Genomic DNA, 23,806 nt, shown 5'->3' with positions numbered 1-23,806 from the left:
GAAGTTGCCGACTTCATTTGCCCCCCGCCCTGACGAATAGACCCTGTGGTCGCCACATCAGGGTGATGATCATGACGCCGTAGATGATGAATGCCCCCAGATCGGGGATGTAGTACTTGCCCGCCACGTCCGCGATGCCGAGCAGCAGCGAAGCCAGCAGCGGACCGGTCAGCGAGGTCGTGCCGCCCACCGCGACCACGACCAGGAAATAGATCATGAACTTGAGCGGAAAGATCGGATCGAGGCCGAGCATGTTTGCGCCGAGCGCGCCGCCGAGGCCGGCGAGGCCCGAGCCGAACGCGAAGGTGGTCAGAAACACGAAGTTGATGTTGATGCCGAGGCCGCTCGCCGCGCGCGGATCATCCACCGATGCGCGCAGGCGGCTGCCAAAGCGGGTTTTGGTCAGGATCAGCTGGAGCGCGACGACGAGTACCACGCAGACCAGGATCACGAACAACCGGTAGTAACCGATGCCAATGCCGGCGAACACCGTGCGGCCCTGCAGCCATTGCGGCAGGTTCAGGAACTGCTGGGTCGAGCCCATGAAGTAGTCGACCGTCGCGATGGCCATGAAGGTCAGGCCGATCGTAAACAGCACCTGATTGAGTTCGGACTGCCCGTACACGCGCTTATACAGCGTGCGTTCGAGAATGCCGCCAAGCACCGCGGACGCGACGAACGCAATCGGCAATGCGCACAGGAAAGGGATGCCCAGACGCGACATCGCGAGCACGGTGGCGTAGCCGCCCACCATGGCGAAGGCGCCGTGAGCGAGATTGACGAAGTTCATCAATCCGAGCGTGATGGCCAGACCGCTCGCCAGCACGAACAGAAGCATGCCGTAGGCAATACCGTCGAAGAGAATGGTTAGCATGAGTTTTTACCGCCGAAACGCCGCGCCCCTGGCAGTGCGAGGGGCGCGGCGGGCAAATCGAATCATCCGGATACGGCGTGCCTCGCTTTCGCGAGCTTATTTGATCTTGGCCGGATCCTTGACGGCGTCGACCTTGTCGAACGACACGTTGAACAGCTGGCCATTCATGCGTTCGGTCCGGGTGATGTACACGTTCTGGACCATTTCACGCGTCTGCGGATCGAGTTCCACCGGGCCGCGGGGGCTGTTCCATTTCTGGCCCTTCATGGCTGCCAGCAGCTTGTCGCCGTTGGTGTCGCCCTTGGTGGCTTGCAGCGCCGCGTAGATCAGGTGCATGCCGTCATAGGCGCCGACGCTGTGGAAGTTCGGGCGCATGCCGGGGTTGGCTTTTTCGAAGGCGGCCACGTAGGCGCGGTTCTCGGGATTGTCGAGAGCGGCCGAGTAGTGCATCGATGTCACCGCGCCCAGCGCGACCTCACCCATGGCGTTCAGGATGTCGTCATCCACCACGTCGCCAGTACCGATCAGTTTGATGCCCTGCTTGCTCAGGCCGCGCTCGGCGAACTGCTTCATGAACGCGGCGCCGGCACCCGACGGCACGAAGATGAACAGCGCGTCAGGCTTCAGGTCGGCGACCTTCTGCAGGAACGGCGAAAAGTCCGGATTGGCGACCGGCACGCGCAGTTGCTCGACGACGCTGCCGCCTTCCGATTCGAAGACCTTCTTGAAGGAGTTCTGCGCGTCGATGCCGGGACCGTAGTCGGCGACCAGCGTGACCACCTTCTTGATGCCGTTCTTCGGCGCCCAACGCGCGATGCCCAACGTGTTCTGCGGCAGCGTGAAGCCCGAGCGCACGATGTAAGGCGACTGCTCGGTGATCATCGCAGTGGCCGCGTTCATCACGATCATCGGCACCTTCGCCTGGGTCGCGAGCGGCGCGGCGGCGAGCGCCAGCGGCGTGAGCCCGAAGCCTGCCAGCACCGACACGTGATCCTTGACGATCAGCTCCTGCGCGAGGCGCTTGGTGGTATCCGGGACGTTGGTGTCGTCCTTCAGGATGACCTGGATTTTCTTGCCCGCGACCGTGTCGCCATGCTGGGCCATATACAGCTTGACCGCCGCGTCGACCTGACGACCCGTGGACGCGAAAGGTCCGCTCATCGGAACGATGAGCCCGACCTTGACCACATCGTCCGCATGGGCGAGCACGCTCGAACCTGTCAGCACGAGTGCGGCGGCGGCCTTAAGCAAAGTGCGCTTTTTGTTTTGCATTCGATTTCCTTGCTAACGAACCACGTGAACAACGTTGAAAATCGGACCCCTTGTTCATTGCTGGGAGAGCGCTGTGAGCGGGGTCCGGCGTAACGGTTTGCACACCCGAAGCCGAGGGATTGACTGATCGGTTGGGAGTAGCGCGGTCATGAAATCCGGCGGTGAGCCTGCCAGTGGCTAATGACCGTACTGTGTCTTGTCGTGGGGCGCGGGCACGGGATGGACGTGGCCGTCATTGGATCGGCGCGCGTGCCGCTGGACCGGCGCGCGGGCGGGTCGGGCGGATAATGCGTTGACGTCGATCAGCTTGCATCCGAACATCTTTTGTCCCCTCTACGGAGGCCTCTCAGTGGCCCGCTCGGCTGCGAACCCGTCCGGCCATACCGGCGGTGCAGGTATCTGTTCGCTTCTGCGTGCGCTTTTCGACTCGCCAATGTGGCGGTCGCCCCCGCGCCGCAGAGGCCGTTGTGCGCCGTCTTGCGCGCGTGTGCGATGGTAGCGGATGGCGAAGCTGCGCTGACTGCGTCCGCCGTCGACTTCCCGATCCAACCAATAACGGCATGCGGCTTGAAGTTTTAAGCCTGCCCGCCTGCCGTTCGCACCCAGCACAATAAGCACGCGCACCACGGGTTGAAAGAGCGGGTTAACCACATACGCATTGTTCTGCATGCATCGCGCATTGCCGGGCCCGCCCGCGCGCGGTGATGATCTACATTGCGCGGAGCTTCTTCCCGGCAGGACTCGACGGACGTCGCGAGTGACGCATCCAGGCCTTGCCTGGCCGGGTCTCGCGTCGGGCGCGATAAACAGATTCGATGACCCTGGAAGAAAATCGCAACCCTTGAAAGCGTGCCGACCTCAGTCGACGGCGAATACTGCTACCTGTTGCACCAGCGTGCCTGATTGCTCCTGGAGCGAGCTCGCCGCGGCGGCAGCCTGCTCGACCCTCGATCTTCTGGGTCAGGTTGCCCTTCGCGACCGTCGTCGCAATGTTGACGGCTTCCGCGAGCGGGCGGGTGATGCTGCGTGTGATGACCCAGCCAAAACCGACACTCATGGCAAGGACCGCCGCGCCCAGAGCGGCCAGTATCAAACAGCTCTTCTGCGCGATGTCGGTGATGGCGGGGGGGACTTGGTCGTCGAGGAGACCTGAAACTCGTTGATGTCGTCGAGTGTCGCGGTGTAACCGATGTAGATCGGCAGCAGGTCTTTGTTCAGGGATTGGATAGCCTGGGTACGCAGCCCTTCGGCTTGCAACCCGACGATTTTTTCGATGCCGTGATCGTAGTCTGCGCTTTGCTTCACGAGCCGCTCACCCACTTCGGGACGCGCGAGCGATTTCGACAACGTTGCGATCTGTGTCCGGCTGGAAATAGGGGAGTCGTCTGCGCGACGACCAGGCCGCGCAAGCGAGCCAGATGCTTGTTCGGCCTATTCCTTATGTCGGCTTCCGTTTAAAGAACTGAAGTGCGATTTGAACCGGCGATATGTGCGCGGCAGCGTCGTTTTGTCGCTGTATGAAGCTTGCGAATCGCTCCTTACGCTCGTGAATATCTGCTGACCGGTTTCATCGGTACATATTGCAGGATTGCGAGTCAGGCTCCAGTCGAAGCACTGGACAGACTCGACAGCCGGACACGGTTTTTGCTCGCCTACAGGCGGGGGGCAGGGGCCTCGATCACAAGGAGGACTTTCTATGAAAGACATCGATCTGAATCAGCGCATCGAAGAAATCGAACTGGCTCTTTCCACGCTATTCGAGTCGCCGAAAGCGCCCGCGATCAGCGGTTACGACGACGGCCGCAACTTCCTCATCCAGGCTTCCTGGGTGATCGAGTCACATGGCGACACGACGCTGGATGCGCGGTGCGTGCTGACACTGCACTTTTCGGCTTCGCAGATTCAGCGATACGCGCAGATGGATACCGCACAACGTATCCTCGTGCGCGAACGCCTGTGCCGGATGGTCCGCGATCACCTCCGAGCGGAAGGCAGCGACCTGCCCTTGCAGGGAGAGTGCGCCGAAGATCTGCATGTGGAGGATCGGCTGCTGGATGTCGACGATCAGCGCTGATCGACCGCGGACGACGTACGTCCGCGTCGACGAGTGACTAGCACGCCTCCTCGCTCGGGACCGGGGGATGCAGCGACTCGAGCAGCTTCACCAGCCTTGCCTGCTGCTGCGGAGTCAGCCCTTGAGTAGCGCTCACCTGCTGGACACGCGCGCGCCAGTAGGTCCGGCTGAACAACGAATCCACGCCATCGTGGGACAGGATCCGTTCCAGATGCGAAATCGCATCTCCAGCGGTCAGCGGTGTATAGGGACTCTCCCTGTCCGGGGGCCCTCTCTTGATTGTTGTTTTCATCCACTTCTCTCAGGTGGTGACCGACTGGGTCCGGCCGTGTACGTCGGACTTCAATTGGCCCGTTTGTGCCATCCAACCCTTGCGAGGCGCGCGCGCCCGTCAGCTGCCTGGCGAGCCAGGTGGCGTGACGCGCGCCGGTCCTCGCAGCGACGCGACCCATCGCAAGCGGCACGGCCCTCGGTGTTCAGCAAAGCTCCGCGGCGGCCACCCACGGCATCGTCTCGAACTTCTTGAGAACGGTGTGCAGCGATCCGGAGAACCTGTCGGCAAACGCGATCGTCATGTCTTCGACATCATGTTTGCGGTTGCTCGTAATCCGTACGTCCTCGATGGCATCGGCGACCGGCATCAATACCTGCCACACCGCGGCGACCCTCATGCCGCCGCGCCTCGTACGAACCGTGATCTGATGGCCTGTGGCCTTTTGTTGTCCGGTGATTTCCGGTGTCATTCTTCAGCCCTCTCGATGTATCTGATTTTTTATTGGCGCGGTCGACGCACTTACATTCGCCCGCGCGGTTGATGCCACCACTCATGATGATCCAGATGTCGTAGCAGTCTTGCCCTTCTGCGCTCACGGCGATAGTGATCAATCACCATGAGCATTGCGATGCTGAGGGCCGTGCCCCCAATGATCAGGCCCATCCAGGTCTCACTCATGACACGTTCCTCTCTCATGGAAGCACAAGGGTGTTGCGTGAATGGTTCACGCCGATTCGTCCGGTGTTGCGGCACGTACCGGCGCGGTATGTTGCGTCACTGCATGTGCTGGCCGCCGTTGATCGCGATATTGGAGCCGGTCACGAAGCCGGCATCTTCCGAGCACAGATAGAGCACGAGCGCCGCGACTTCGTCGGGCTTGCCGAGACGTCCCATCGGGATATGCGGCAGGACCTTCGTGTCGAGGATCTCCTGCGGAATCGCGGTGACCATCTTGGTGGCCAGGTAGCCCGGCGAAATCGTGTTTACCGTGACCCCTTTGCGCGCCACTTCCAGCGCCAGTGATTTGGTAAAGCCGTGCATGCCGGCCTTGGCCGCGGCGTAGTTGGTCTGGCCGACCGAGCCTTTCGAGCCGTTGACGGACGAGATATTGACGATGCGCCCCCAGCCTCGTGCGACCATCTCTTCGCACAGCGGCTTGGTCATGTTGAAGACAGAGTCGAGGTTGGTGCGGATGACCGCATCCCAATTCACCTTGTCCATCTTCCTGAGGGTCATGTCCTGGGTGATGCCTGCGTTGTTGATCAGGATGTCGACCGGGCCGACTTCCGCCCGAATCTTGTCCGCGCAACCCTGGCATGAGTCGTAATCGGCCACGTCGACCGGGTAAGCGCGAAAGCTCCGACCCTGAGCTTCCATGTCAGCCAACCATTTGTCCGCACCGGTGTTGCTCGGCGAGTGCGTGACTACCACCGCATACCCTGCGTCGTGTAGTTTCGTACTGATCGCTTCTCCGAGTCCGCCCATGCCGCCCGTTACTACTACGATTCGTTTCGTCATCCTTTCCATCCGTGATCGAAATGTCTGCGAGGATCGTGAATACCCAATGGCCGTCTCGCACAACCCGCCATTGCTTTGCCACAACGCGCGGCCGCCTCCAGCATCACGGGAGGAACGGCTTCGGCATTGATTGAACTGCGCGGGTTTTTATAGACTTGTGGTATTGCGCGAATGGAGCTGGTGCATCAGCTGGCGGCGACATGCCGCGCCGGCGCACTGCTCAAAGATTCCAGGTGCCCCGAACGATGCTCCCCGCCTGCCGGTCCAGGCCGGCGAGTTTCCCTGTTCCTTCAAACGCTTCGGTGGCGGGCGAAAAGAACGTCGACACATTCGTTCGGCAGAATTTCAGCAAATCTTCGGACGAAAGGTCTTTCATTGCTTCTCCTGGATTGAATTTCGAACCCGCCTGCCCCGGAGACCATATCCGCAATCAGTATGCGGAATATCGTCGGTGAGGATTCCGGAGCAAAAGTATTATTAGTAAGACTAAATGAACGCTGCAAAAAACTAGGTGCCCGGATCGCACTTCTGATGTCTGTATTCGTCAGTCGAAATACAACATGGTGTTTCTTCATCGAGTCACAGCCGCTTAGTTGGCATGGCCCGCGTCGGTAGGTCGCGCCGCCGATCCGACGCTTCGATCTCTATTGCAATTGTCATCAGATGACATAACAATTCGCTTTTAGAGGGTTCATTCTAACTTCAAAATGTTAAATTTTCGGGAAGAAAGACTAGGTAAATACCCTGATACCAAAAGCTCCGCCTCGAAGGGTGGCTGTCGAGCCACGACGCTGTTTGATCGTCCGGACAACGGACTGGAACGGCGACCCCGATGAGTCGGCTCTTCGACTGCTTCGCCGAGCATCCCCGAAATGTCATGGAAATAGCCAGAACGATAGGATCATGCATTGGGATGAATCATTGCATGTTGTGCAAGAAATGACAATTCAACCGACGCTTCCTTGCACCGCTGCTGTCGCCCGGGCGAGTCGCTGACGAGGTGCCGGTCCGCCGACACAGTACGTGAGGGTGCGGCGCGGCACAGATGGCGAATGCGCGTCGGTGGTGGTGAGCGGGACCAAGCGGTGCGAAGGGCAATGCAGGCGCACATAGAACATCTGTCGCGAGCGAGCGTAAGATGGAAGCGATTGATCGATGAGTTACGAGGAGGCGCGATGAAGGCGGTGTGCCCGCTGCACGGGCCAACGACCATCGTCGGTACGAACGCGTACGGATTTCCGATCTATGCGTGTTGTCGCGACGACGTTCCTTATGTCATGCCGCCAGACGCCTGCACGCGTGAACCGGCGAGGCGCGGACCAGAATCGAGGCCGCCACCGCGGCAGCCTCGAGCAAAGGAATCACGCTGAGATTCGCGGTCAACATCATGCCCACAGCGATGCATTATCGGCTCCAGTTGCAATCGATCAACGCATCAACGAGGCGCCAGTCCTGCCAGTCGCAAAAGTCGAGCAGCATGGTGCCGCATGGTTGCGCACGAGCCGCGAGCCGCTCGGCAAGCTGCTCGTGAATACCGCGATGCTGTGTATCCCCGCACGCCACGACGACCGGCGGCGCCGCCATCCCCGTGCCGCTGCAAAAGTTGATGACCCAACGCTCGTCGCACACACCGGGGGTGCGGTTCAACAGCGAATCGATGGCGCGCCACTTGTAAGCGATCGATGTCGGCACCGGCACGCGAAATTCGTCCTGGATGGTGAACGGCGCCGGCACGTCGTCGATATCGAACGTTGCGTTGTCAGGCCAGGCCGTCAGGTCGATGCCGAGCGGCTTTTCACTCGCGAAGCGCCGCAGTAGCACGATGCTCCCGCGTACCGCCTCCAGCAGCGGCAGGTCGGTGGCAAGGTGCCAGTGCACATCCGCGTGTCGTTCGACATACCATTCGAAGGTCGCAGAGAACGCGCGGGCGCAGTCACGCGCGGGCCATTCGTCCTTGACCGACATGACGATGCATTCGCCGGGGTGACGCGCGAGAAACTGAGCGCATGTCCGTACCACATCGTCGAAACTCAGACCCAGCGAGATGCCGCCGTGATGAATCGCAAAGCGATCGCGCTGATGACGGCAGCGGATGTCGAGAACCCGCACCCCATGGTGCAACTGATCGTCGAGCGTGGCATGTTGCGTGCGCGCGAGCCGGTCATCGACCGTGTAGGCGCAGGTGTCATGGCTTCCTGGCAAGGTCAGTGCAGACAGCAAGCGGCTGCCATCGATGGCCGACATCCAGTCAGCGGGCGAAACGTTGGGATGGGTCAGGGCAGGGCGCAAGAAAACCTCTGGGTAAGCAAAGCGTCTGCTGCAACGTCGACGCAGAGTTAGAGCCCGTTACTTCAAGCCGCCCGAAAAGCCCTGCAGCAGATAGCGCTGCACATAGCCCGCGAGCAGAAGCGTCGGCACCGACGAAATCAGCCCTGCGCTCATCAGTTCGCCCCAGTCGATGCCGTTCTCGGTCACATAACCCGCCATCGTGAGCGGCAGGGTGAAATGACTCGGTGACGAGACGAACAACAGCGCCAGCAGAAACTCGTTCCACGCGATGATGAACACGAAGATCGCGGTGGCAACGAGACCCGGCGCGCACAGCGGCACGACGATGAAGACGATGCGCTGCGCGAGGTTCGCGCCGTCGAGCGCCGCGGCCTCCTCGAATTCGATCGGCACGTCGCGCACGAACGGCAGCAACATCCAGATCGCCATCGGCAACGCGTACAGCTGATAGGCGAGTACCAGCCCAAATAGCGAATCGAGCAGATGGAGCCACTTGGCCAGCGAAAACAGGGGTACGGCCACCGTAATCGGCGGCATCAGCTTCAGTGCCAGCACGAGCATCAGGAACAGCAGATCGAGTCGCGCCGGAAACGCCAGTCGCGCGAGCGCATAGGCGGCCGGAAAAGCCAGCGCGAGTGCGAGCAACGTGGCGCCCACTGCGACCCACACGGAGTTCAGCACCGACTGGGCCATGCCGCTTTCCCACACCGCCGCGAAATGCTCGAACGTGGGCGCCGAAGGCCACAGCGCGAGCGGATGGGCGAGGCGTTCCAGCGTCGGCGTGAAGGCCGCGCCAGCCATCCATATGCACGGCAGCAGCAACACCGCCAGCGCTACGACCCGCAACAGACCTCGCACAGCGGCACCGGACGAGCGTCGCGCGAAACCCTGCAAGCGCGCGAGCGGCATCAACGGTCGCGCCTGACTGCCGATTTCCATATGTATCCCGAGACCAGCACCGCGCACGTGAGCAGCATCAATACCGAAGCCGCGCTGGCGGGTCCTACGTTGAAGAAGCGGAAACCCGTGTCGTAGATGTACGTCGACAGCGTCTGCGTGGCATTGCCCGGGCCGCCGCCCGTCAACGCGTACACCTTGTCGAACAGCTTGAAGGTATCGATCGAGCGCAGCAGCATCGCGAGCGCGACGTGCGGTGCAACGAGCGGAAGCGTGATGTAGCGCAGGCACTGCCATTCGTTCGCGCCGTCGGTGCGTGCCGCCTCGGCGATTTCAGGCGGAATCGACTGCAGCCCCGCGAGAATGATCAGGAATGCCATCGGCGTCCATTGCCAGACATCGACCAGCATCAGTGACCACAGCGCGAGGTGCGGATCGGATAGCCAGGGCACCGCTGGTAGATCTATCGCCTTGAGCAGCGCATTCAGAAAGCCTCGGTAGTTGAGCCAGTTGCGCCAGATGGCGGAGCACACCAGCGTCGAGAGCATCATCGGCAGCACCGCAAGCGGCAACGCGATGCGCCGGCCCGCAAACGCGCGGACGAACAGCAGCGCGAGCGCGAGTCCGAACAGGACTTCAGCGAGCGAGGCCACGATCATGAACTGGATCGTATTGACGAAGCTCGTGCCGAACTCGCCGTCCGCAATGACCGATCGATAGTTGGCGAGCCCGATGAACGAGCGATGCCCCGATGCGTAATCGACCGAGAAAAACGAATCGATCAGCACGCGCGCGACCGGATAGAGCGCCAGCACGCCGAGCACGAGCGCGGCTGGGCTCATCAGGACGAGCAGCGGCAGATAACGTCGCAAGCGGCTCATCGACCCGTTCCCACGCTAGCCTGCGCCGTCACTGCCGCTATCACTGCACTGCCGCGTTGGCCTGGCCGATCTTCTGTGCAGCCTGATGCAACGCTGCGTCGGGCGTGGCCTGCCCCGTCAGCGCGAGTTGCAATGCGTCGCCGAGAATCGCCTCGATCTGCTGCCAATCTTTTACGCGAGGCCGCGCACGGCCCGCTTCGAGCGCCTTCAGCTGGTCCGGGTACCAGCGATATTGCTTGACGAGTGCCGGATTGACGAAGACGCTCTTGCGCGTCGGCGGAATGCCGAGCACGGCAAGTTGGGTTTGCGTCGCCGACGAAGTCAGGTAGGCGAGGAAATCCGCCGCCACCTTCGCATGCGCGGCATCTTTCGCAATGCCCATTTGCCAGATGCCCAGCATCGGCGCCGGCCCCTTGACCTGGCCAGGCGGCGGTTGCAGCGCGACCTGGCCGACGACGCGCGACTTCGCCGGATCGTCGAGCGCTGGCAGCCAGGCGGGCCACACTTCGATGGCCTGCGCGGCCGTGCCGCCCTGCAATGCGTCGCGCACTTCACCGGCGCCATACACGTCCACATCCTTCGGTGCCCACTTCTTCAGCGCGAGCAGCATCTTCAGCGCGGCCAGCGCTTCGGGCGAATCGATCGTGACCTTGCCGTTCATGTCGACGACTTCTCCGCCATACGCCCAAAGGATCGGCAGAAAACCGGTGACGACGGGGTTGCCCTTCACGCCACGAAACACGACAGCGGAAACGTCCTTGTCGGCGGTCCCGATGGTCTGTGCGATGTTCAGCACGTCGTCCCAGCTGCGCGGCGGCTGCAGGCCGCGACTCGCGAGCAGATCCTTGCGATAGGCGAACATCTCGACATTGCCGACGATCGGCATCGCATACAAGGTTCCGCTCGACGCGCGTCCGAGGGAGATCGTCGACGTCACCAGATCGGCATCCGCGAGCGTGGCGGGCAGCGGCTGAAGCCATCCGTTGGCGATAAATTCGGGCGACCAGGTGTCGTCCATCATCACCAGGTCATAAGCGCGCGTGTTTTCGCGTAACGACAGCTTCAGCTTCTGATACAGGTCGTTATTCGGCAGCTTCAGCAATTCGATATCGACGCCCGGGTGCAGTTTCTTGTAGCCGTCCACCGCCTGCGCGAGTCCGCGGCCGTAGATGTCGTCCCGGCCTGCGATCACGAGATCGGCGGCGTGCGCGCCAAGTGCGGCGATGGACAGGGAAGCCGCGACGGAAGCCGCGCGAAGACAGGCGAACAGGGTCGTTCGCTGGATCATTGAAGCCATGGCTCTTGAATTCCGGTTGGGGAAAGGCGTATGCGTACGATGAGTCCAGATCAACCCATCCCGCTTTTTTTATCGGGCGCGTAGCGTTGCGAAAACAGATGCCAGGTTCGGCAGCGGGAATTGCAGCAACCTATCATGACGTACATATGTCAGCAAGCAGGGTTGCCGCGTAATGTTCGGACCCGCACGCAGGCACGCGTGCCACCCTCGAGCTGATCGTGGCGCGGGTCGACGCGCTGCGTCGCGGGCGGTTGCAAGGCGGCAGGACGTTGGTCCATTGAACCGCCGACACAATGCTTCGGATGACGAATAAGCGAGAGGAAGAAGGCCGCTAATCTCACACTACACAGCGCTAGCTCACCAAGAAAAAACCGCTTCCCACGGCCCGAGCGGCAAGATTTTTCCGCTCTGCACCATGAAGTCCGTACGGACCCGGTCATCGTTTGTACCGATTGAGCGGCGCAAACCGGGTGAATATTGTTGTGTGCGCATTCTTAAGATGCTGCAATGTGGCGGGCAATTGTTGCTCAACGATCCATTCGAATCGGAGATGCATGATGTCCAGTAACAATGTGTGGCGAAACCTTCATTGCGTCGTCGCGACGGGGATGGTAGCGGCGGGGCTAGGTCTGGCGGCAGGCGCTCATGCGGCGGCCGAGCCGATCAAGATCGGCGTGATCAGCGAAGAATCCTCGGTGGCGGGCGCTTCGATCAGCAAGGCGGCGCAGCTCGCCGCAGACCAGATCAACGCTAGCGGCGGCGTCGATGGCCGGCCCATCCAGATCGTCGCGTACGACGACCATTCATCGGCCTCGGACGGCGTGCGCGCCTTCCAGCGCGCGGCGACCCAGGACAAGGTGGTCGCTGTGATCGGCAGCTACATCAGCGAAGTGGCGCTCGCGATGGAACCGTGGTCCGGGCGCCTGAAGGTGCCCTTCATCACACCCGGCGCGGCTAGCAACGACATCTCGAAGCACGTTCACGACGACTACGACCACTACAAATACACGTTCCACGGCTGGATGACGTCGGCATTCATCGCGCAATCTATCTGCGACTTCTCGCACGACGTTCTGGTCGGCCAGTTCAAGATGAAAACGACCGTCGTCATGAGCGAAGACGCGGCGTGGACCAAGCCGCTCGACGAACGTTACCTCGAATGCCTGCCCAAAGCGGGACTTCAGGTGCTCGATCACATCCGCTTCAATCCTGATACCTCCGACTTCACGCCGATCTTCAACCAGATCGAGGCGAAGCACCCCGATACGATCACCACCGGCATCAGCCACGTGGGCGTGCAGCCGACCGTGCAATGGCACGACCAGCAAGTGCCGATCCCGATGTCGGGCCAAAGCTCGCAGGCCACGACCACCAGCTTCTGGAAGGACACGAACGGCGCGACCGAGGGCGTGATCACGGCCTCGGCCGCCGCGCCGGGCGTGGCGATCACGCCGAAAACGGTCCCCTTCACGGATGAGTACCAGAAGAAGTTCGGCGTCTCTCCGGCGTATTGCGGCTTCACCAGTTACGACCTCGTCTACATCATCGCGGACGCGATCAGGCGCAACAAGGGCTCGTCCGATCCGGACCAGATGGTCGACGCGCTCGAGAAAACCGACTACGTGGGCACGATCGGGCGCTGGCAGTTCTATGGTAAGAGCGATCAGTTCACGCACGCGCTGAAGTACGGGCCCGGCTATATCACGGGTATCAACCTGCAATGGCAGAACGGCAAGCAGGTCGCGATCTGGCCCAAGTCGATCGCCAACGGCGCGGTGAAATTCCCGACCTTCATCAAGGTGAAGCAGGCAAGCGCGAACTAGCCGTACGACGATCGCGACTGTCCGGGAAGACCCGGACACCGCACGAATCGACACCCTAACCAACATGAAAGGCCGGGCATGTTGCTACTGCAGATTCTCGTCGACGGCTTTGCAATCAGTTCCCTCTATGCGCTGGGCGCGATCGGCTTCACGTTGATCTTCGGCGTCTCCGGCATCCTGAATCTCGCGCACGGCGGCGTGATGCTGGTCGCGGCGCTGATGGGCTGGATGCTCGCGGGCGAGGCGGGTCTTGGCACCTATCTCGGCACGCTGCTCGGCGTGATCGCGGGTCTCGTGACGGCCTTCGTCACCTACTTGATGGTGGTGCGGCCCATTCAACGCTCGGCTGCGATTCCCGGCGAAGAGAAGGAAATCTTCGTGCTCACCGGCACGCTGCTGTGGGGCATCATGATCCAGCAGGGCATGGCGTGGCTCTTCACCGACAACCCGGTGACGATGCGCCCGCTGATCAGCGGGGTGGCGATGGTGGGCAGCGTGCGTGTGCCGTACAACGAAATCATGATCGCCGTGGTCTGCTGGGCCGTGATCGGCATGCTGTGGCTGTTCGTGAACCGCACGCGTGCAGGCAAAGCGCTGCTCGCGGCTTCGATGAATCCGCGCGGTCTCACGCTGCTCGGCTTCGAACTCTCCAGGATCTATCTTCTCGCGTGGAGCATCTACGGCGTGCTGGCCGGCATTGCGGGCGTGCTGCTCGCTTCGTTCCTTGGCGTGAGCACGAACAATGCGGGGCAGCTCACGGCCAGCGCGTTCTCGATCGTCGTGCTGGGCGGACTCGGCAGTGTGTCGGGCTCGTTGATGGCCGCGTATGTCGTGGGTTATCTGGAGACGGTCACGGCCTATCTGATCGCGCCGACGCTGCGCCCGCTGCCCGCGTTGCTGCTGCTGGTGCTGGTCGTGTATGTACGGCCCCAGGGCTTCCTGGGACGCCGCTAACCGTGCGAATGGAGCGTACCCCTATGTCCGTTCTTCTCCGTTCGCGTGGCGCATGGATCGCCGTTGCGCTCGCCGTGATCGCCGCGACGTTGCCGTGGTGGCTTTCTGGCTACATCCTCGGCGTGCTCACGGTTGCGTTTTACTTCGGCGTGTTCGCGATGTCGTGGGACCTGTTGTTCGGCTTTGCCGGCGAGGTCAACTTCGGGCCGACGTTCCTGATCGGACTCGGCGCCTATTCGGCTGCGATCCTCAACGCCAGATGGGGCCTGCCCATACCCGTTTGCGTGCTCTCGGGCGGCGGCGTCGCGCTAGTGGGCGGCTTGCTCCTCGCGGTGCCCGCGCTGCGGCTGCGCGGTCCTTACTTCGGTCTGGTTACGCTCGTGGCCGTGCTGCTGCTGCAAAACGCCATCGTGATTTTCGCGGGCATAACGGGCGGCGAGATCGGCATGATGGTGCCGGACGTGATGTCGGTCGATGCGAACCATAACTACTGGATCGCGCTCGCGTTCCTGATCGTTTGCGCGATCCTGCTGTTCGGCCTGTCGCGTTCGGCAGTCGGTCTGATCCTGCAGGCGAGCGGCCAGGACGCGACCGGCGCGCAGGCGTTGGGTTTCAATGTCACGCGGCACAAGCTCGTGGCCTTCTGCATCAGCGCCGTTTTCTCGGGCGTGGCCGGCGCGATGCTGGTGTTCTATCAGGGCACGGCTTCCGTGAGCACGGTGGTGGATCTCAGCGTGGGCGTGCAGATCATCATCGCGGCCGTGCTCGGCGGACGCCGGACGATACTCGGCGCGGTGATCGGCTCAATCTTCCTGATCGTCGCCGGCGAGTTCCTGCGACCGCTCGGGCAGCTCAACACGTTCGTCGTCGCGGCGGTCGCGCTGGCTGCGCTGCTGTTCTTTCCAGACGGTCTGCTCGGCAATCTGCTACGTGCGAGGGAGCGCCAATGAACGACACGCCGCTGCTCTCCGTACGCGGGCTGACCAAGCGCTTTGGCGGTCTCGTCGCAGTCAAGGATATCGGCTTCGAGATCCGGCCCGGCGAGATCCTCGGTCTGATTGGACCGAACGGCTCGGGCAAGTCCACGGTCATGAAGCTGATCATGGGCATCGAACGGCCCAATGCGGGGTCGGTCAAGGTGAACGGCGTGGAGATGGCCGGCTGGGCGCCGCACCGCATCGCGCGCGCGGGCGTGGGCATCGTGTTTCAGCATTCGCGGCCGCTGCATCGGCAAACGGTGCTGGAACATATCAAGCTCGCGCTGCTGCCTGATTCGCTCGTCAAGCTCGCTGCCGAACCCCACGTGCACCAGCGCGCGCAGGAAATCGCCGAGCGCGTGGGCCTTGCCGGCGTCATGCATCGGCATCCCGCGACGCTGCCGTTTGCGGATCTGCGCCGCATGGAGATGGCCAAGGCGATTGCGCGCGACCCGCAGGTCGTGCTGGTGGACGAGCCGTTCGCGGGACTGACGGTGGCGGAATCGCACGCGTTTTCCGAGCTGATTCGAGGCTTTCGCGCCGAAGGGCGCGCGGTGCTGCTGGTCGACCACAACGTGAAGAGTCTGTCCGCGCTCGCCGACCGCGTGCTGGCGATGTACCTTGGCGAGCGTGTCGCCGAGGGCACCGCCGAACAGGTGATGCAGAACGAGACGGTGCGCCGCGTCTATCTGGGCGGCAAGCTGGAGCTGCGCCAGCGCACTGGAGCCGCGGGCAATGCGAAGCCCACGATCCTCGAGGTGAGCGGTGTGCGCGTGCTCTACGACAAGGCGTGCGCACTCGACGACGTCAGTCTGCAAGTGCGCGAGGGCGAGTTCGTCTCGGTTGTCGGCCTGAACGGCGCGGGCAAGACGACGCTTTTCAACGCGCTCTCGGGCCTCGTGCCGTACAAGGGGACGATCCGCTTCGACGGCCGCGATCTGCGCGGTATCAGCGGTGCCGCGATCTCGCGCGCCGGCCTCGTGCAATGCCCGGAAACGCGCGAGCTATTCGGCGACATGACGGTACGCGAGAATCTCGAACTCGGCGGATATCATCTTGCTGATTCGGCGCGCGCTAAACAGCTGTCGTGGCTGTTCGATCTGTTTCCGATCCTGAAGTCGCGCCAGGGCCAAACCGCGCGTACGCTGTCCGGCGGCGAGCAGCAAATGCTCGCGATCGCGCGCGCGCTAATGACCCAACCGAAGCTGCTGATTCTCGACGAGCCGACACTCGGCCTCGCGCCCGTGATTCTCGAGCAATTGTCGAAAGCGCTGGATTCGCTGCAGAAGTCCACGCCCATCACCGTCTTGCTGGGCGAGCAGAACGTCAGGTTTGCGCTGCCGCATGCCGATCGCGTTTACGTTCTCGAACACGCGCGCATCATCTGGGAGGGCAGCGCTGCGCGCTTCGAGGCGGAGATGGGGCGCGGTTTTCTCGAGGCGGTGCCTGCCAATGACGCCGACACCACGACCTCCGGCGGCTCGCGAACCTAAGGCGTGTCGCGGCACGCGAGCCTATAGCGTGGCATCAGGACAGGGACGCAAAGCGGAATCGGCCAGCCGCCCGGGTCAATAGGCCAGTCTGCTCGGTGAGCGACGCGGCCGCGGCGGCTGCCTGTTCGACCAGCGCGGCATTTTGCTGCGACATCTGATCCATCTGCGTAATCGCGCGATTGACTTCCTCGATGCCATCGCTCTGTTCGGCCGAAGCCGTCGCGATGTCGCTCATGATCGACGTGACGCGACCGACGGCCGTCTGTACTTCGCCCATGGTCTCACCGGCCCGGCCGACGAGGCGCGAACCGTCGGCGACGCGCGCGGTCGACGCGTCGATCAGCTCCTTGATTTCCTTCGCCGCGGTCGCCGAGCGCTGAGCGAGATTGCGTACCTCGCCGGCGACGACGGCAAAGCCGCGTCCTTCCTCTCCGGCGCGCGCGGCCTCGACAGCCGCATTCAACGCGAGGATGTTGGTCTGAAAGGCGATGCCTTCGATCACCCCGATGATCTCGCCCATTCTTTTCGCGCCGTCGTGAATGTCGCGCATCGCGTCGATGACCTGACGGACGACGTCCGCGCCCGCACCGGCCGTCGCCTTCGTCGCGTCGGCGAGCTCGCGCGCTTCACGCGCGTGCGCCGCGTTCTCCGTGACGGCGTTGGTCAGTTGTTCCATACTCGCCGCCGTTTCCTCGATGGACGCCGCCTGCGCCTCGGTGCGCGCCGACAGGTCCGCGTTGCCGGCCGAAATTTGCTGGGTCGCGGACGCGATCGACTCGCTGCCGCGAGCGATCTGTTCGATCATCGTGCCGATGTCCTTCTGCATCTGCCCAACGCTTCTGACAAGGCGACCCATTTCGTCGTTACTGTCGAACCGCAGTTGCTGCGACATGTCGCCCTGAGCGAGTCGCTCGACATGGCGCACCGTCATGTCGATCGGGCGCGCGATTGCGCGAAGCAGCGTGAAGCCGCAGGTGACGCAGGTCAGAAGACCGACGGCGATCGCGACTGCGGTAATGGTCACGAGGGTGTCGTAGCGGTCCTGCGCTGTCGTGTAGCGGTTATTGCCCTGCGCGTTGCGAAACTTGTCCAGCTCCGCGGATTTCTGCGTTAGAGCCGCGGCAAACGGCGGCATAACGACCATCGCGATCTGGTCGGCACCCTCGTGGTCGCCACGGCTCATCGCGTCCATCATCGGCTCGAGTGCGCCATGCAGCATCGCTTCGCGGGCGTCGGCGACAGCCTTAGACAAGGCCGCTTCCGCATCGGAGACGGGCAGTGCGCGGTACTCTTTCCAGGCTTTGTCGGAGACCGCTAGATAGTTGCGCGCCTTATCGATGAGGGCGGCTCTATCCGCCGCCTCCGGGTGCAGCAGCACGCGATCGAGCGTAGTGCGCACTACGGTCAGGTTCAGGTTGGACTTGCCGAGCGCGGTCGCGGCGGCCACGTCGTTGGTATACGCCTGCGCAACCGCATGGTTCGAACCGCGCATGCCGGCGATACCCAGTACGCCAGTCACCGTCAGCAGGAACCCGAGCAGGGTGAGGGTGGCGAGAAGACGGAACTTGATGGTCAGTTTCATGCTGAATTCGGAAGAGTGAGATACCGCTGAGTTAACGGCACACGTTCCGAAAAGTTCAGTTCTATTGATGGTTCGCTGAGCCATCGAGGAGCGCCTCCGCTTCAGTCGGCAATGTCGGCGAGACTGCGGGTTGCGTGGCAGGACTGGGTGTCTGGACGTGAGCCGTGTTGTCGCGATTCAGCACCGCGCGCGCCAGGTTCCTATCGAGTTGGCCCTCCCAGCGAGCGACGACGACGGTCGCAACGCCATTGCCGATCAGGTTCGTGACCGCACGCGCCTCGTTCAGAAAGCGGTCCACGCCGAGCAGCAGCACGAGGCCTTCGACGGGAATCCTGTGCATCGAGGCAAGCGTCGCGGCCAGTGCGACGAATCCCGCCCCGGCCACGCCCGCGGAGCCTTTCGACGTGAGCAGCAGCACGCCGAGCACGAGCAACTGGTCCCAGATACTGAGGTGGACGTTCATCGCCTGGGCGATGAACAACGCCGCCATCGTCAGATAAATCGCCGTTCCGTCGGCATTGAACGTATAGCCGGTGGGCAAGACCATGCCGACCACCGGGCGAGCGCAGCCCATCGCCTCCATCTTGATCAGCATCTGCGGCAACACCGCTTCCGTCGATGCGGTGCCAAGCGTAATCAGAATCTCGTCCCTTATGTAGCGAAGAAACTTCCATAGCGAAAGCCCGCACATCTTCATGACAAGGCCAAGCACGACGAACACGAAGAACAACGAGGTCAGATACAGACAAAGCATCAATTCGCCGAACGATGCCAACGTGCCGATGCCGTATTTGCCGATCGTGAAGGCCATGCCGCCGAATGCGCCGATCGGAGCAACGTACATGACGATCCGCACCACGCCGAACATGCCTTGAAGGAACATGTCGAGCATGTCGACGAATGGTGAGGTATGGGGTCCGAGCTTCGCCAGCGAGATAGCGAGCAGAACTGAAAAGAAAATGATCGGAAGCATCTCACCCTTGGCGAATGCCCCGACGATGCTATTCGGAACGATGCTCATGAAGAAGTCGAGCATCCCGTGTTGCTGTGCCGCGTGCGTATAGGTCGAAATCGCGGCCGCATCGATCTGCGAGGGATCGATGTTCATGCCGCTGCCGGGTTTGATGACATTGACGACCACCATCCCCGCAATCAGCGCGACCGTCGATGCCAGTTCGAAATAGAGAAGGGCTTTCACGCCTACCCGGCCCGCCTGATGGAGGTCGTTCATGCGCGCGATCCCGACCACGACCGACGCGAAGATGATCGGCGCAAGCAGCATCCGGATCAGCTTGATGAACAGGTCGCCCAGCGGCTTCATCTGCGACGCGAGATCGGGGTAGAAGTGGCCCAGCAGGACACCGGCCACGATCCCGATGAGGACCTGAACGTACAGCTTGGAAAGTGCTCTTCGTACTTTCGATACTGGCATGTCTGTGTCCTGTGCGTGGCGTCTTCAAAGGGAAAATGCGGCCTTCCCACGCGAGCAGCGTGGGAAGGCCGCATTGAGCCGGCTTCGTTCCGTCTTTTTATGAACCATTCAAGCGGGAATGTTTGTCGGTATTGTTGCGAGCGCGCGTTATTCAGCCAGCTTGCGCATCTCGGCGATCAGGTCGGATTTGCCTTCGAAGCCGATGCCGGGCAGCTCCGGCATCGTGATATATCCGTTCTCGACGCGAACGCCGTCCGGAAAACCGCCGTATGGCTGGAACAGGTCCGGGTACGATTCGTTGCCGCCGAGTCCGAGGCCCGCCGCGATGTTCAGCGACATCTGGTGCCCGCCGTGGGGAATGCAACGGCTTCTCGACCAGCCATGCTGATGCAGCATATCGAGCGTTCGCAGATATTCGACGAGACCGTAGCTCAATGCGCAATCGAATTGCAGCCAATCGCGATCGGGGCGCATACCTCCGTAGCGGATCAGGTTGCGGGCATCCTGCATCGAGAACAGGTTTTCACCGGTCGCCATCGGCTTGTCATAGTAGTTGCGCAGCGTCGCCTGCAACTCGAAGTCGAGCGGGTCGCCCGCCTCCTCGTACCAGAACAGGTCGTACTGCGACAGCGCCTTCGCATAGCTGATCGCGGTATCGAGATCGAAGCGGCCGTTGGCATCGACCGCGAGCTTCTGGCCGTCCTGCAGCACGCTGAGGATCGAGTCGATGCGCCGCAGGTCTTCGTCGAGCGACGCACCGCCGATTTTCTTCTTCACGACCGTGTAGCCCCGGTCGATGTAGCTGCGCATCTCATCCTTGAGCTTCTCGTGGTCCTGGCCCGGATAGTAGTAGCCGCCCGCCGCGTAGACGAAGATCTTGCGGTTGGCCTCGCCATTGCCGTACCGCTCGGCGAGCAACTGGAACAGCGGTTTGCCGGCGATTTTCGCCACCGCGTCCCAGACGGCCATATCGATCGTGCCGATCGCGACGGAGCGCTCACCGTGGCCGCCGGGCTTCTCGTTGATGAACATCGTCGCCCAGATCTTGTGGGGATCGAGGTTGTCGCCGGAGTCGTCGACGAGCGCGGCCGAGTCGGCCTCGAGCAGTCGCGGGATGAAGCGCTCGCGCATCAGTTTGCCCTGACCGTAGCGGCCGTTCGAGTTGAAGCCATAGCCGATCACCGGCTTACCGTCGCGGATCACGTCCGTGACGACCGCGACGAGACTCAAGGTCATTTTGCTGAAGTCGATGTAGGCGTTCCGGATCGGGGAACTGATCGGAACGGTCTTTTCGCGGATTTCAACGATTCTCACGCCATTGTCTCCAGAGATTTGAACGGTTATTGAGCCACCCTGGCTGCAATGTGGTGCATAGCTTAGCCGCGAAAGAGCTTGCTAGAATTCACTTGCGTTCACTACATATTTCACCAAAAGTGAGTACTGCACCCGTATCCGACTTCGAGTTCTTCATTCTTCTTGCGAAACTCAGGAGCATGTCCGGCGCCGCCCGGGCGCTCGATCTCAGTCCGCCAGCGGCGACCAAGCGGCTGGGGATCATCGAGCAGCGGCTCGGCGCCCGTCTGGTCAACCGGACTACGCGCAGCGTCAGCCTGACGCCCGAGGGAGAGACGTATCTGCGCTACGCGTCCCAGATCGTCGGGCAGGTCCGCGAGATGGAGGAGGCCATCTCCGGCGCCCGGCGCGATCCGCATGGGCCGTTGCGCATCAACGCGACGCTGGGTTTCGGCAGGACGACCATCGCGCCGCTCGTCTCCGACTTCGCCAGGCGTTTTCCGAACGTCGAAGTGCAGTTCGAGGTGACGGACCGGCCGGTCGATCTCGTCGAAGGCGCCTTCGACATGGCGATACGGTTCGGCGAGCTGCCGGACAGTCGGCTGAGCGCGAGGCGCATCATGAGCAATCGCCGTTTTCTTTGCGCGTCGCCGAAGTATCTGGAGCGTTTTGGAGCGCCCGAGCGCGTGGAGGACCTGCATCAGCATCGCTGCATCATTCATCGGCAGAACGATGATGCTTATGGCGTGTGGCGCTACATCGTGAACGACCACATCGAGGCGATCAAGGTCAAGGGCGTGCTATCGAGCAACGATGGCGACATTGCGCTTCGGTGGGCGCTCGACGGTCACGGGATTCTGATTCGCTCCGAATGGGATCTGGCCAAGTACGTACAGAGCGGGCGCCTCAAGCTGGTGCTGCCGAATACCGTGCTGCCGTCGGCGGATCTGTTCGTCTACTACCCGAGGCAGCGCAATCAGACGGCGCGGGCGCGAGCCTTCATCGATTTCCTCGTCGATCATTTTCAGGCGCCGTTCACACCGGTCGACACTACCGTCGAAGTTCCGGAAAGGAAGAAGAGGGGCTCGCGGAAGTGAGGTTCATATCGCTAGGCGTCGCCGCGACAGGTGCATAGCACTTGTTGGGGCGAAGCTTTCGATTACCCGACCAAGCTAGTCAGATAACCCTCAATATTTTGAGGGTATTGCCGTTAGAGCGTCCATTGACCGACATTCCGGCGCCTTCAGCAGAGCGCGGTGCCTCGCTAACGACCTTCATGCGCAATAACCAGCCTGTAACACAACGCGAATTCGATTTCCCCGCCTCGGAGATGCTTGTCTCGGCAACCGACCTGAAAGGAAGGATTCAGTACTGCAACCCCGCATTCATTGCGATCTCAGGCTTCGTGCGAGAAGAGTTGCTCGGCGCGCCACATAACATCGTCCGGCATCCCGACATGCCGCGCGACGCGTACGCCGACATGTGGGAGACGATCCGCGCGGGTCAGCCCTGGACGGCGCTCGTGAAAAACCGCCGCAAGAATGGCGACCACTACTGGGTATGCGCAAACGTCACGCCGGTGATCGAAAGCGGTCAGACGGTCGGCTATCTGAGCGTTCGCACCAAGCCTTCTCGCAACGAAGTGAGGCTTGCCGAGTCAACCTATGCGCGGATGCGCGAAGGCACGTTGCGCTCGCACAAGTTGCGCCGCGGGAAGCTGGTGCGTACCGGGATAGCCGGCAAGCTGCAGGTACTGACGCACTTGTCCGTCGTGGCGCGCATCGGTATCGGCTATGCGATCGCGCCGCTGGTCTTCCCGCTCGTCGGTGCGGCGCTGTACGGCGGGATGCCGCCGCTGCCGTACTGGAGCGCGACTGGCGTCACCGCGGTGCTGGCCGGCCTGGCCTGGCTGGCGTTGCGAAAGCAATTGGGTGCGCCGCTCGCGGGGCTCTCCAGTTTCGCCACCCGTATGGCTGCCGGTGATCTGACCGCCGAAATGGGCATCTCGAGGAACGGCGATTTCGGCGACGTACTGAGCGCGCTGAACCAACTGAAGGCGAACCTCGGCGCGATCGTGCTGGACGTGCGTGGCCAGATCGGCGGGGTGGTGGACTCCGCTCGTGAAATGTCGAGCGGCAATGAAGATCTGGCGCGCCGCACTGAATCGCAAGCGGCGTCGCTCGAGGAAACCGCTGCGACCATGGAGCAATTCACCACCAGCGTGAAGGCCAATGCAGACGCCGCCGCGTCCGCGCTCGGACTTGCGCGGGAAGCACAGGATGCCGCGGCGCTTGGCGGCGAGATCGTCGGTCAGGTTGAGCGGACCATGTCCGGCATTACGTCGGCGTCTCAGCGTATCGCCGATATCACGGGCGTGATCGATGGCATCGCCTTTCAGACCAACATCATTGCTTTGAACGCGGCGGTCGAAGCCGCCCGTGCCGGCGACGCCGGCCGATCGTTCGCGGTCGTCGCCACCGAAGTGCGCATGCTCGCGCAACGTTGCGCGGAGTCCGCGCGGCAAATCAAGTCCGTGGTGGATCTGACCGTCGCGGAAGTCTCGCAAGGAACGGAACTGATCGACCGCACCGCGTCGCAGATGAAAGTGATCGACGAGACGGTCAGACGCGTACTGACCATCATCGACGATGTGTCAAACGCAAGCGACGAGCAGGCCAAAGGCATCATGCAGGTGAATCAGGCAATCACGCACCTCGACAGCGCGACCCAGCAAAACGCCGCGCTGGTGGAGCAAGCGACGGCCACCGCGCAACGGCTGATCGACTCCGCTCAAGTGCTGGATGAGACCGTGCGCCTTTTCACCATTTCCGGTCAGCGTGAGTCGTCGCTCTCGGCCGCTCGATGATCGGTCTGTT

General features: G+C 62.1%; 21 protein-coding genes. 7 read left to right on the top strand and 14 right to left on the bottom strand.

Features of this window, described 5'->3' with window-relative positions:
• Positions 1-13: 13 nt before the first annotated feature.
• The 3 genes from G5S42_RS34775 to G5S42_RS44605 all read right to left on the bottom strand — a co-directional run bounded on the left by G5S42_RS34775 (position 14) and on the right by G5S42_RS44605 (position 3,493).
• Positions 14-874, bottom strand: a complete 861-nt coding sequence (locus G5S42_RS34775) for a branched-chain amino acid ABC transporter permease (protein ID WP_176111280.1) — start codon at positions 872-874, stop codon at positions 14-16.
• A gap of 96 nt (positions 875-970) precedes the next feature.
• Entirely contained in the window at positions 971-2,146 is a 1,176-nt protein-coding gene (locus G5S42_RS34770) for an ABC transporter substrate-binding protein (protein ID WP_176111279.1), read from the bottom strand.
• A 1,089-nt stretch (positions 2,147-3,235) separates the two neighbouring features.
• A complete protein-coding gene (locus G5S42_RS44605) occupies positions 3,236-3,493 on the bottom strand; it encodes an MCP four helix bundle domain-containing protein (protein WP_246392279.1) in 258 nt (85 codons plus the stop codon).
• Between the two features lie 349 nt (positions 3,494-3,842).
• Here G5S42_RS44605 and G5S42_RS34760 point away from each other — a divergent pair, with 349 nt between their 5' ends.
• A complete protein-coding gene (locus G5S42_RS34760; RefSeq protein ID WP_176111278.1) occupies positions 3,843-4,220 on the top strand; it encodes a DUF3022 domain-containing protein in 378 nt (125 codons plus the stop codon).
• Between the two features lie 37 nt (positions 4,221-4,257).
• Here the strand turns inward: G5S42_RS34760 and G5S42_RS43880 are convergent, their stop codons facing one another.
• From G5S42_RS43880 to G5S42_RS34725, 8 genes are all read right to left on the bottom strand, one after another.
• Entirely contained in the window at positions 4,258-4,512 is a 255-nt protein-coding gene (locus G5S42_RS43880; protein ID WP_217710244.1) for a hypothetical protein, read from the bottom strand.
• 184 nt (positions 4,513-4,696) lie between these two features.
• Entirely contained in the window at positions 4,697-4,963 is a 267-nt protein-coding gene (locus tag G5S42_RS34755; protein ID WP_176111277.1) for a hypothetical protein, read from the bottom strand.
• Between the two features lie 305 nt (positions 4,964-5,268).
• Entirely contained in the window at positions 5,269-6,012 is a 744-nt protein-coding gene (phbB, locus tag G5S42_RS34750) for an acetoacetyl-CoA reductase (RefSeq protein ID WP_176111276.1), read from the bottom strand.
• A 220-nt stretch (positions 6,013-6,232) separates the two neighbouring features.
• The gene (locus G5S42_RS34745; protein WP_176111275.1) at positions 6,233-6,388 is read right to left on the bottom strand and encodes a hypothetical protein; all 156 of its coding nucleotides are present in this window, start codon (positions 6,386-6,388) and stop codon (positions 6,233-6,235) included.
• Between the two features lie 1,028 nt (positions 6,389-7,416).
• A complete protein-coding gene (locus G5S42_RS34740) occupies positions 7,417-8,256 on the bottom strand; it encodes a phosphatidylinositol-specific phospholipase C (protein ID WP_176111274.1) in 840 nt (279 codons plus the stop codon).
• Positions 8,257-8,358: 102 nt separating this feature from the next.
• Positions 8,359-9,210, bottom strand: coding sequence for a carbohydrate ABC transporter permease (locus G5S42_RS34735; protein ID WP_176111968.1), 852 nt, complete (start codon positions 9,208-9,210; stop codon positions 8,359-8,361).
• Positions 9,210-10,079 carry a carbohydrate ABC transporter permease gene (locus G5S42_RS34730; protein WP_176111273.1) on the bottom strand — a complete coding sequence of 290 codons (870 nt, stop codon included), beginning with the start codon at positions 10,077-10,079 and terminating at the stop codon, positions 9,210-9,212. Before G5S42_RS34730 ends, G5S42_RS34735 begins: the two co-directional genes overlap by 1 nt.
• 40 nt (positions 10,080-10,119) lie before the next feature.
• Positions 10,120-11,376 carry an ABC transporter substrate-binding protein gene (locus G5S42_RS34725; RefSeq protein WP_176111272.1) on the bottom strand — a complete coding sequence of 419 codons (1,257 nt, stop codon included), beginning with the start codon at positions 11,374-11,376 and terminating at the stop codon, positions 10,120-10,122.
• Positions 11,377-11,933: 557 nt separating this feature from the next.
• Here G5S42_RS34725 and G5S42_RS34720 point away from each other — a divergent pair.
• From G5S42_RS34720 to G5S42_RS34705, 4 genes are all read left to right on the top strand, one after another.
• The gene (locus G5S42_RS34720) at positions 11,934-13,199 is read left to right on the top strand and encodes an ABC transporter substrate-binding protein (protein WP_176111271.1); all 1,266 of its coding nucleotides are present in this window, start codon (positions 11,934-11,936) and stop codon (positions 13,197-13,199) included.
• 78 nt (positions 13,200-13,277) lie between these two features.
• Positions 13,278-14,153 (top strand): branched-chain amino acid ABC transporter permease, encoded by an 876-nt coding sequence (locus tag G5S42_RS34715; protein ID WP_176111270.1) that lies wholly within the window; start codon positions 13,278-13,280, stop codon positions 14,151-14,153.
• Positions 14,154-14,176: 23 nt separating this feature from the next.
• Positions 14,177-15,103: a branched-chain amino acid ABC transporter permease gene (locus G5S42_RS34710; RefSeq protein WP_176111269.1), complete on the top strand. Its 927-nt coding sequence runs from the start codon at positions 14,177-14,179 to the stop codon at positions 15,101-15,103.
• On the top strand, positions 15,100-16,623 hold the full coding sequence (locus G5S42_RS34705; RefSeq protein ID WP_176111268.1) for an ATP-binding cassette domain-containing protein: 1,524 nt from the start codon (positions 15,100-15,102) through the stop codon (positions 16,621-16,623). Before G5S42_RS34710 ends, G5S42_RS34705 begins: the two co-directional genes overlap by 4 nt.
• 34 nt (positions 16,624-16,657) lie before the next feature.
• Here G5S42_RS34705 and G5S42_RS34700 read toward each other — a convergent pair whose 3' ends face one another.
• The 3 genes from G5S42_RS34700 to G5S42_RS34690 all read right to left on the bottom strand — a co-directional run bounded on the left by G5S42_RS34700 (position 16,658) and on the right by G5S42_RS34690 (position 20,951).
• The gene (locus tag G5S42_RS34700) at positions 16,658-18,205 is read right to left on the bottom strand and encodes a methyl-accepting chemotaxis protein (protein WP_176111267.1); all 1,548 of its coding nucleotides are present in this window, start codon (positions 18,203-18,205) and stop codon (positions 16,658-16,660) included.
• A 61-nt stretch (positions 18,206-18,266) separates the two neighbouring features.
• Positions 18,267-19,637 (bottom strand): C4-dicarboxylate transporter DctA, encoded by a 1,371-nt coding sequence (gene dctA, locus G5S42_RS34695; RefSeq protein WP_176111266.1) that lies wholly within the window; start codon positions 19,635-19,637, stop codon positions 18,267-18,269.
• A gap of 147 nt (positions 19,638-19,784) precedes the next feature.
• The gene (locus G5S42_RS34690) at positions 19,785-20,951 is read right to left on the bottom strand and encodes a mandelate racemase/muconate lactonizing enzyme family protein (RefSeq protein WP_176111265.1); all 1,167 of its coding nucleotides are present in this window, start codon (positions 20,949-20,951) and stop codon (positions 19,785-19,787) included.
• A 179-nt stretch (positions 20,952-21,130) separates the two neighbouring features.
• On the opposite strand from G5S42_RS34690, the gene G5S42_RS34685 reads away from it, so the two are divergent.
• Both G5S42_RS34685 and G5S42_RS34680 read left to right on the top strand, forming a co-directional pair.
• The gene (locus tag G5S42_RS34685; protein WP_246392277.1) at positions 21,131-22,027 is read left to right on the top strand and encodes a LysR family transcriptional regulator; all 897 of its coding nucleotides are present in this window, start codon (positions 21,131-21,133) and stop codon (positions 22,025-22,027) included.
• A gap of 179 nt (positions 22,028-22,206) precedes the next feature.
• Complete coding sequence (locus G5S42_RS34680) at positions 22,207-23,796, top strand: methyl-accepting chemotaxis protein (protein ID WP_176111967.1); 1,590 nt, start codon at positions 22,207-22,209, stop codon at positions 23,794-23,796.
• Positions 23,797-23,806: the final 10 nt, after the last annotated feature.

It is taken from the genome of Paraburkholderia youngii (assembly GCF_013366925.1).
Classification (GTDB): domain Bacteria; phylum Pseudomonadota; class Gammaproteobacteria; order Burkholderiales; family Burkholderiaceae; genus Paraburkholderia; species Paraburkholderia youngii.
Note: the sequence above shows the minus strand (reverse complement) of the source record. Positions and strands in the feature narration are given on the sequence as shown.

Excerpts from the sequence above, each read along its gene's own strand:
- G5S42_RS34730 (WP_176111273.1), bottom strand. The coding sequence starts at position 10,079 with ATGAGCCGCTTGCGACGTTATCTGCCGCTGCTCGTCCTGATGAGCCCA.
- G5S42_RS34710 (WP_176111269.1), top strand. The coding sequence starts at position 14,177 with ATGTCCGTTCTTCTCCGTTCGCGTGGCGCATGGATCGCCGTTGCGCTC.
- G5S42_RS34715 (WP_176111270.1), top strand. The coding sequence starts at position 13,278 with ATGTTGCTACTGCAGATTCTCGTCGACGGCTTTGCAATCAGTTCCCTC.
- G5S42_RS34680 (WP_176111967.1), top strand. The coding sequence starts at position 22,207 with ATGCGCAATAACCAGCCTGTAACACAACGCGAATTCGATTTCCCCGCC.
- G5S42_RS34720 (WP_176111271.1), top strand. The coding sequence starts at position 11,934 with ATGTCCAGTAACAATGTGTGGCGAAACCTTCATTGCGTCGTCGCGACG.
- G5S42_RS34685 (WP_246392277.1), top strand. The coding sequence starts at position 21,131 with ATGTCCGGCGCCGCCCGGGCGCTCGATCTCAGTCCGCCAGCGGCGACC.
- G5S42_RS34770 (WP_176111279.1), bottom strand. The coding sequence starts at position 2,146 with ATGCAAAACAAAAAGCGCACTTTGCTTAAGGCCGCCGCCGCACTCGTG.
- G5S42_RS34735 (WP_176111968.1), bottom strand. The coding sequence starts at position 9,210 with ATGCCGCTCGCGCGCTTGCAGGGTTTCGCGCGACGCTCGTCCGGTGCC.
- G5S42_RS34725 (WP_176111272.1), bottom strand. The coding sequence starts at position 11,376 with ATGGCTTCAATGATCCAGCGAACGACCCTGTTCGCCTGTCTTCGCGCG.
- G5S42_RS34755 (WP_176111277.1), bottom strand. The coding sequence starts at position 4,963 with ATGACACCGGAAATCACCGGACAACAAAAGGCCACAGGCCATCAGATC.
- G5S42_RS34700 (WP_176111267.1), bottom strand. The coding sequence starts at position 18,205 with ATGAAACTGACCATCAAGTTCCGTCTTCTCGCCACCCTCACCCTGCTC.
- phbB (WP_176111276.1), bottom strand. The coding sequence starts at position 6,012 with ATGACGAAACGAATCGTAGTAGTAACGGGCGGCATGGGCGGACTCGGA.
- G5S42_RS34760 (WP_176111278.1), top strand. The coding sequence starts at position 3,843 with ATGAAAGACATCGATCTGAATCAGCGCATCGAAGAAATCGAACTGGCT.
- G5S42_RS34775 (WP_176111280.1), bottom strand. The coding sequence starts at position 874 with ATGCTAACCATTCTCTTCGACGGTATTGCCTACGGCATGCTTCTGTTC.
- G5S42_RS43880 (WP_217710244.1), bottom strand. The coding sequence starts at position 4,512 with ATGAAAACAACAATCAAGAGAGGGCCCCCGGACAGGGAGAGTCCCTAT.
- G5S42_RS34705 (WP_176111268.1), top strand. The coding sequence starts at position 15,100 with ATGAACGACACGCCGCTGCTCTCCGTACGCGGGCTGACCAAGCGCTTT.
- G5S42_RS34740 (WP_176111274.1), bottom strand. The coding sequence starts at position 8,256 with ATGTCGGCCATCGATGGCAGCCGCTTGCTGTCTGCACTGACCTTGCCA.
- dctA (WP_176111266.1), bottom strand. The coding sequence starts at position 19,637 with ATGCCAGTATCGAAAGTACGAAGAGCACTTTCCAAGCTGTACGTTCAG.
- G5S42_RS34745 (WP_176111275.1), bottom strand. The coding sequence starts at position 6,388 with ATGAAAGACCTTTCGTCCGAAGATTTGCTGAAATTCTGCCGAACGAAT.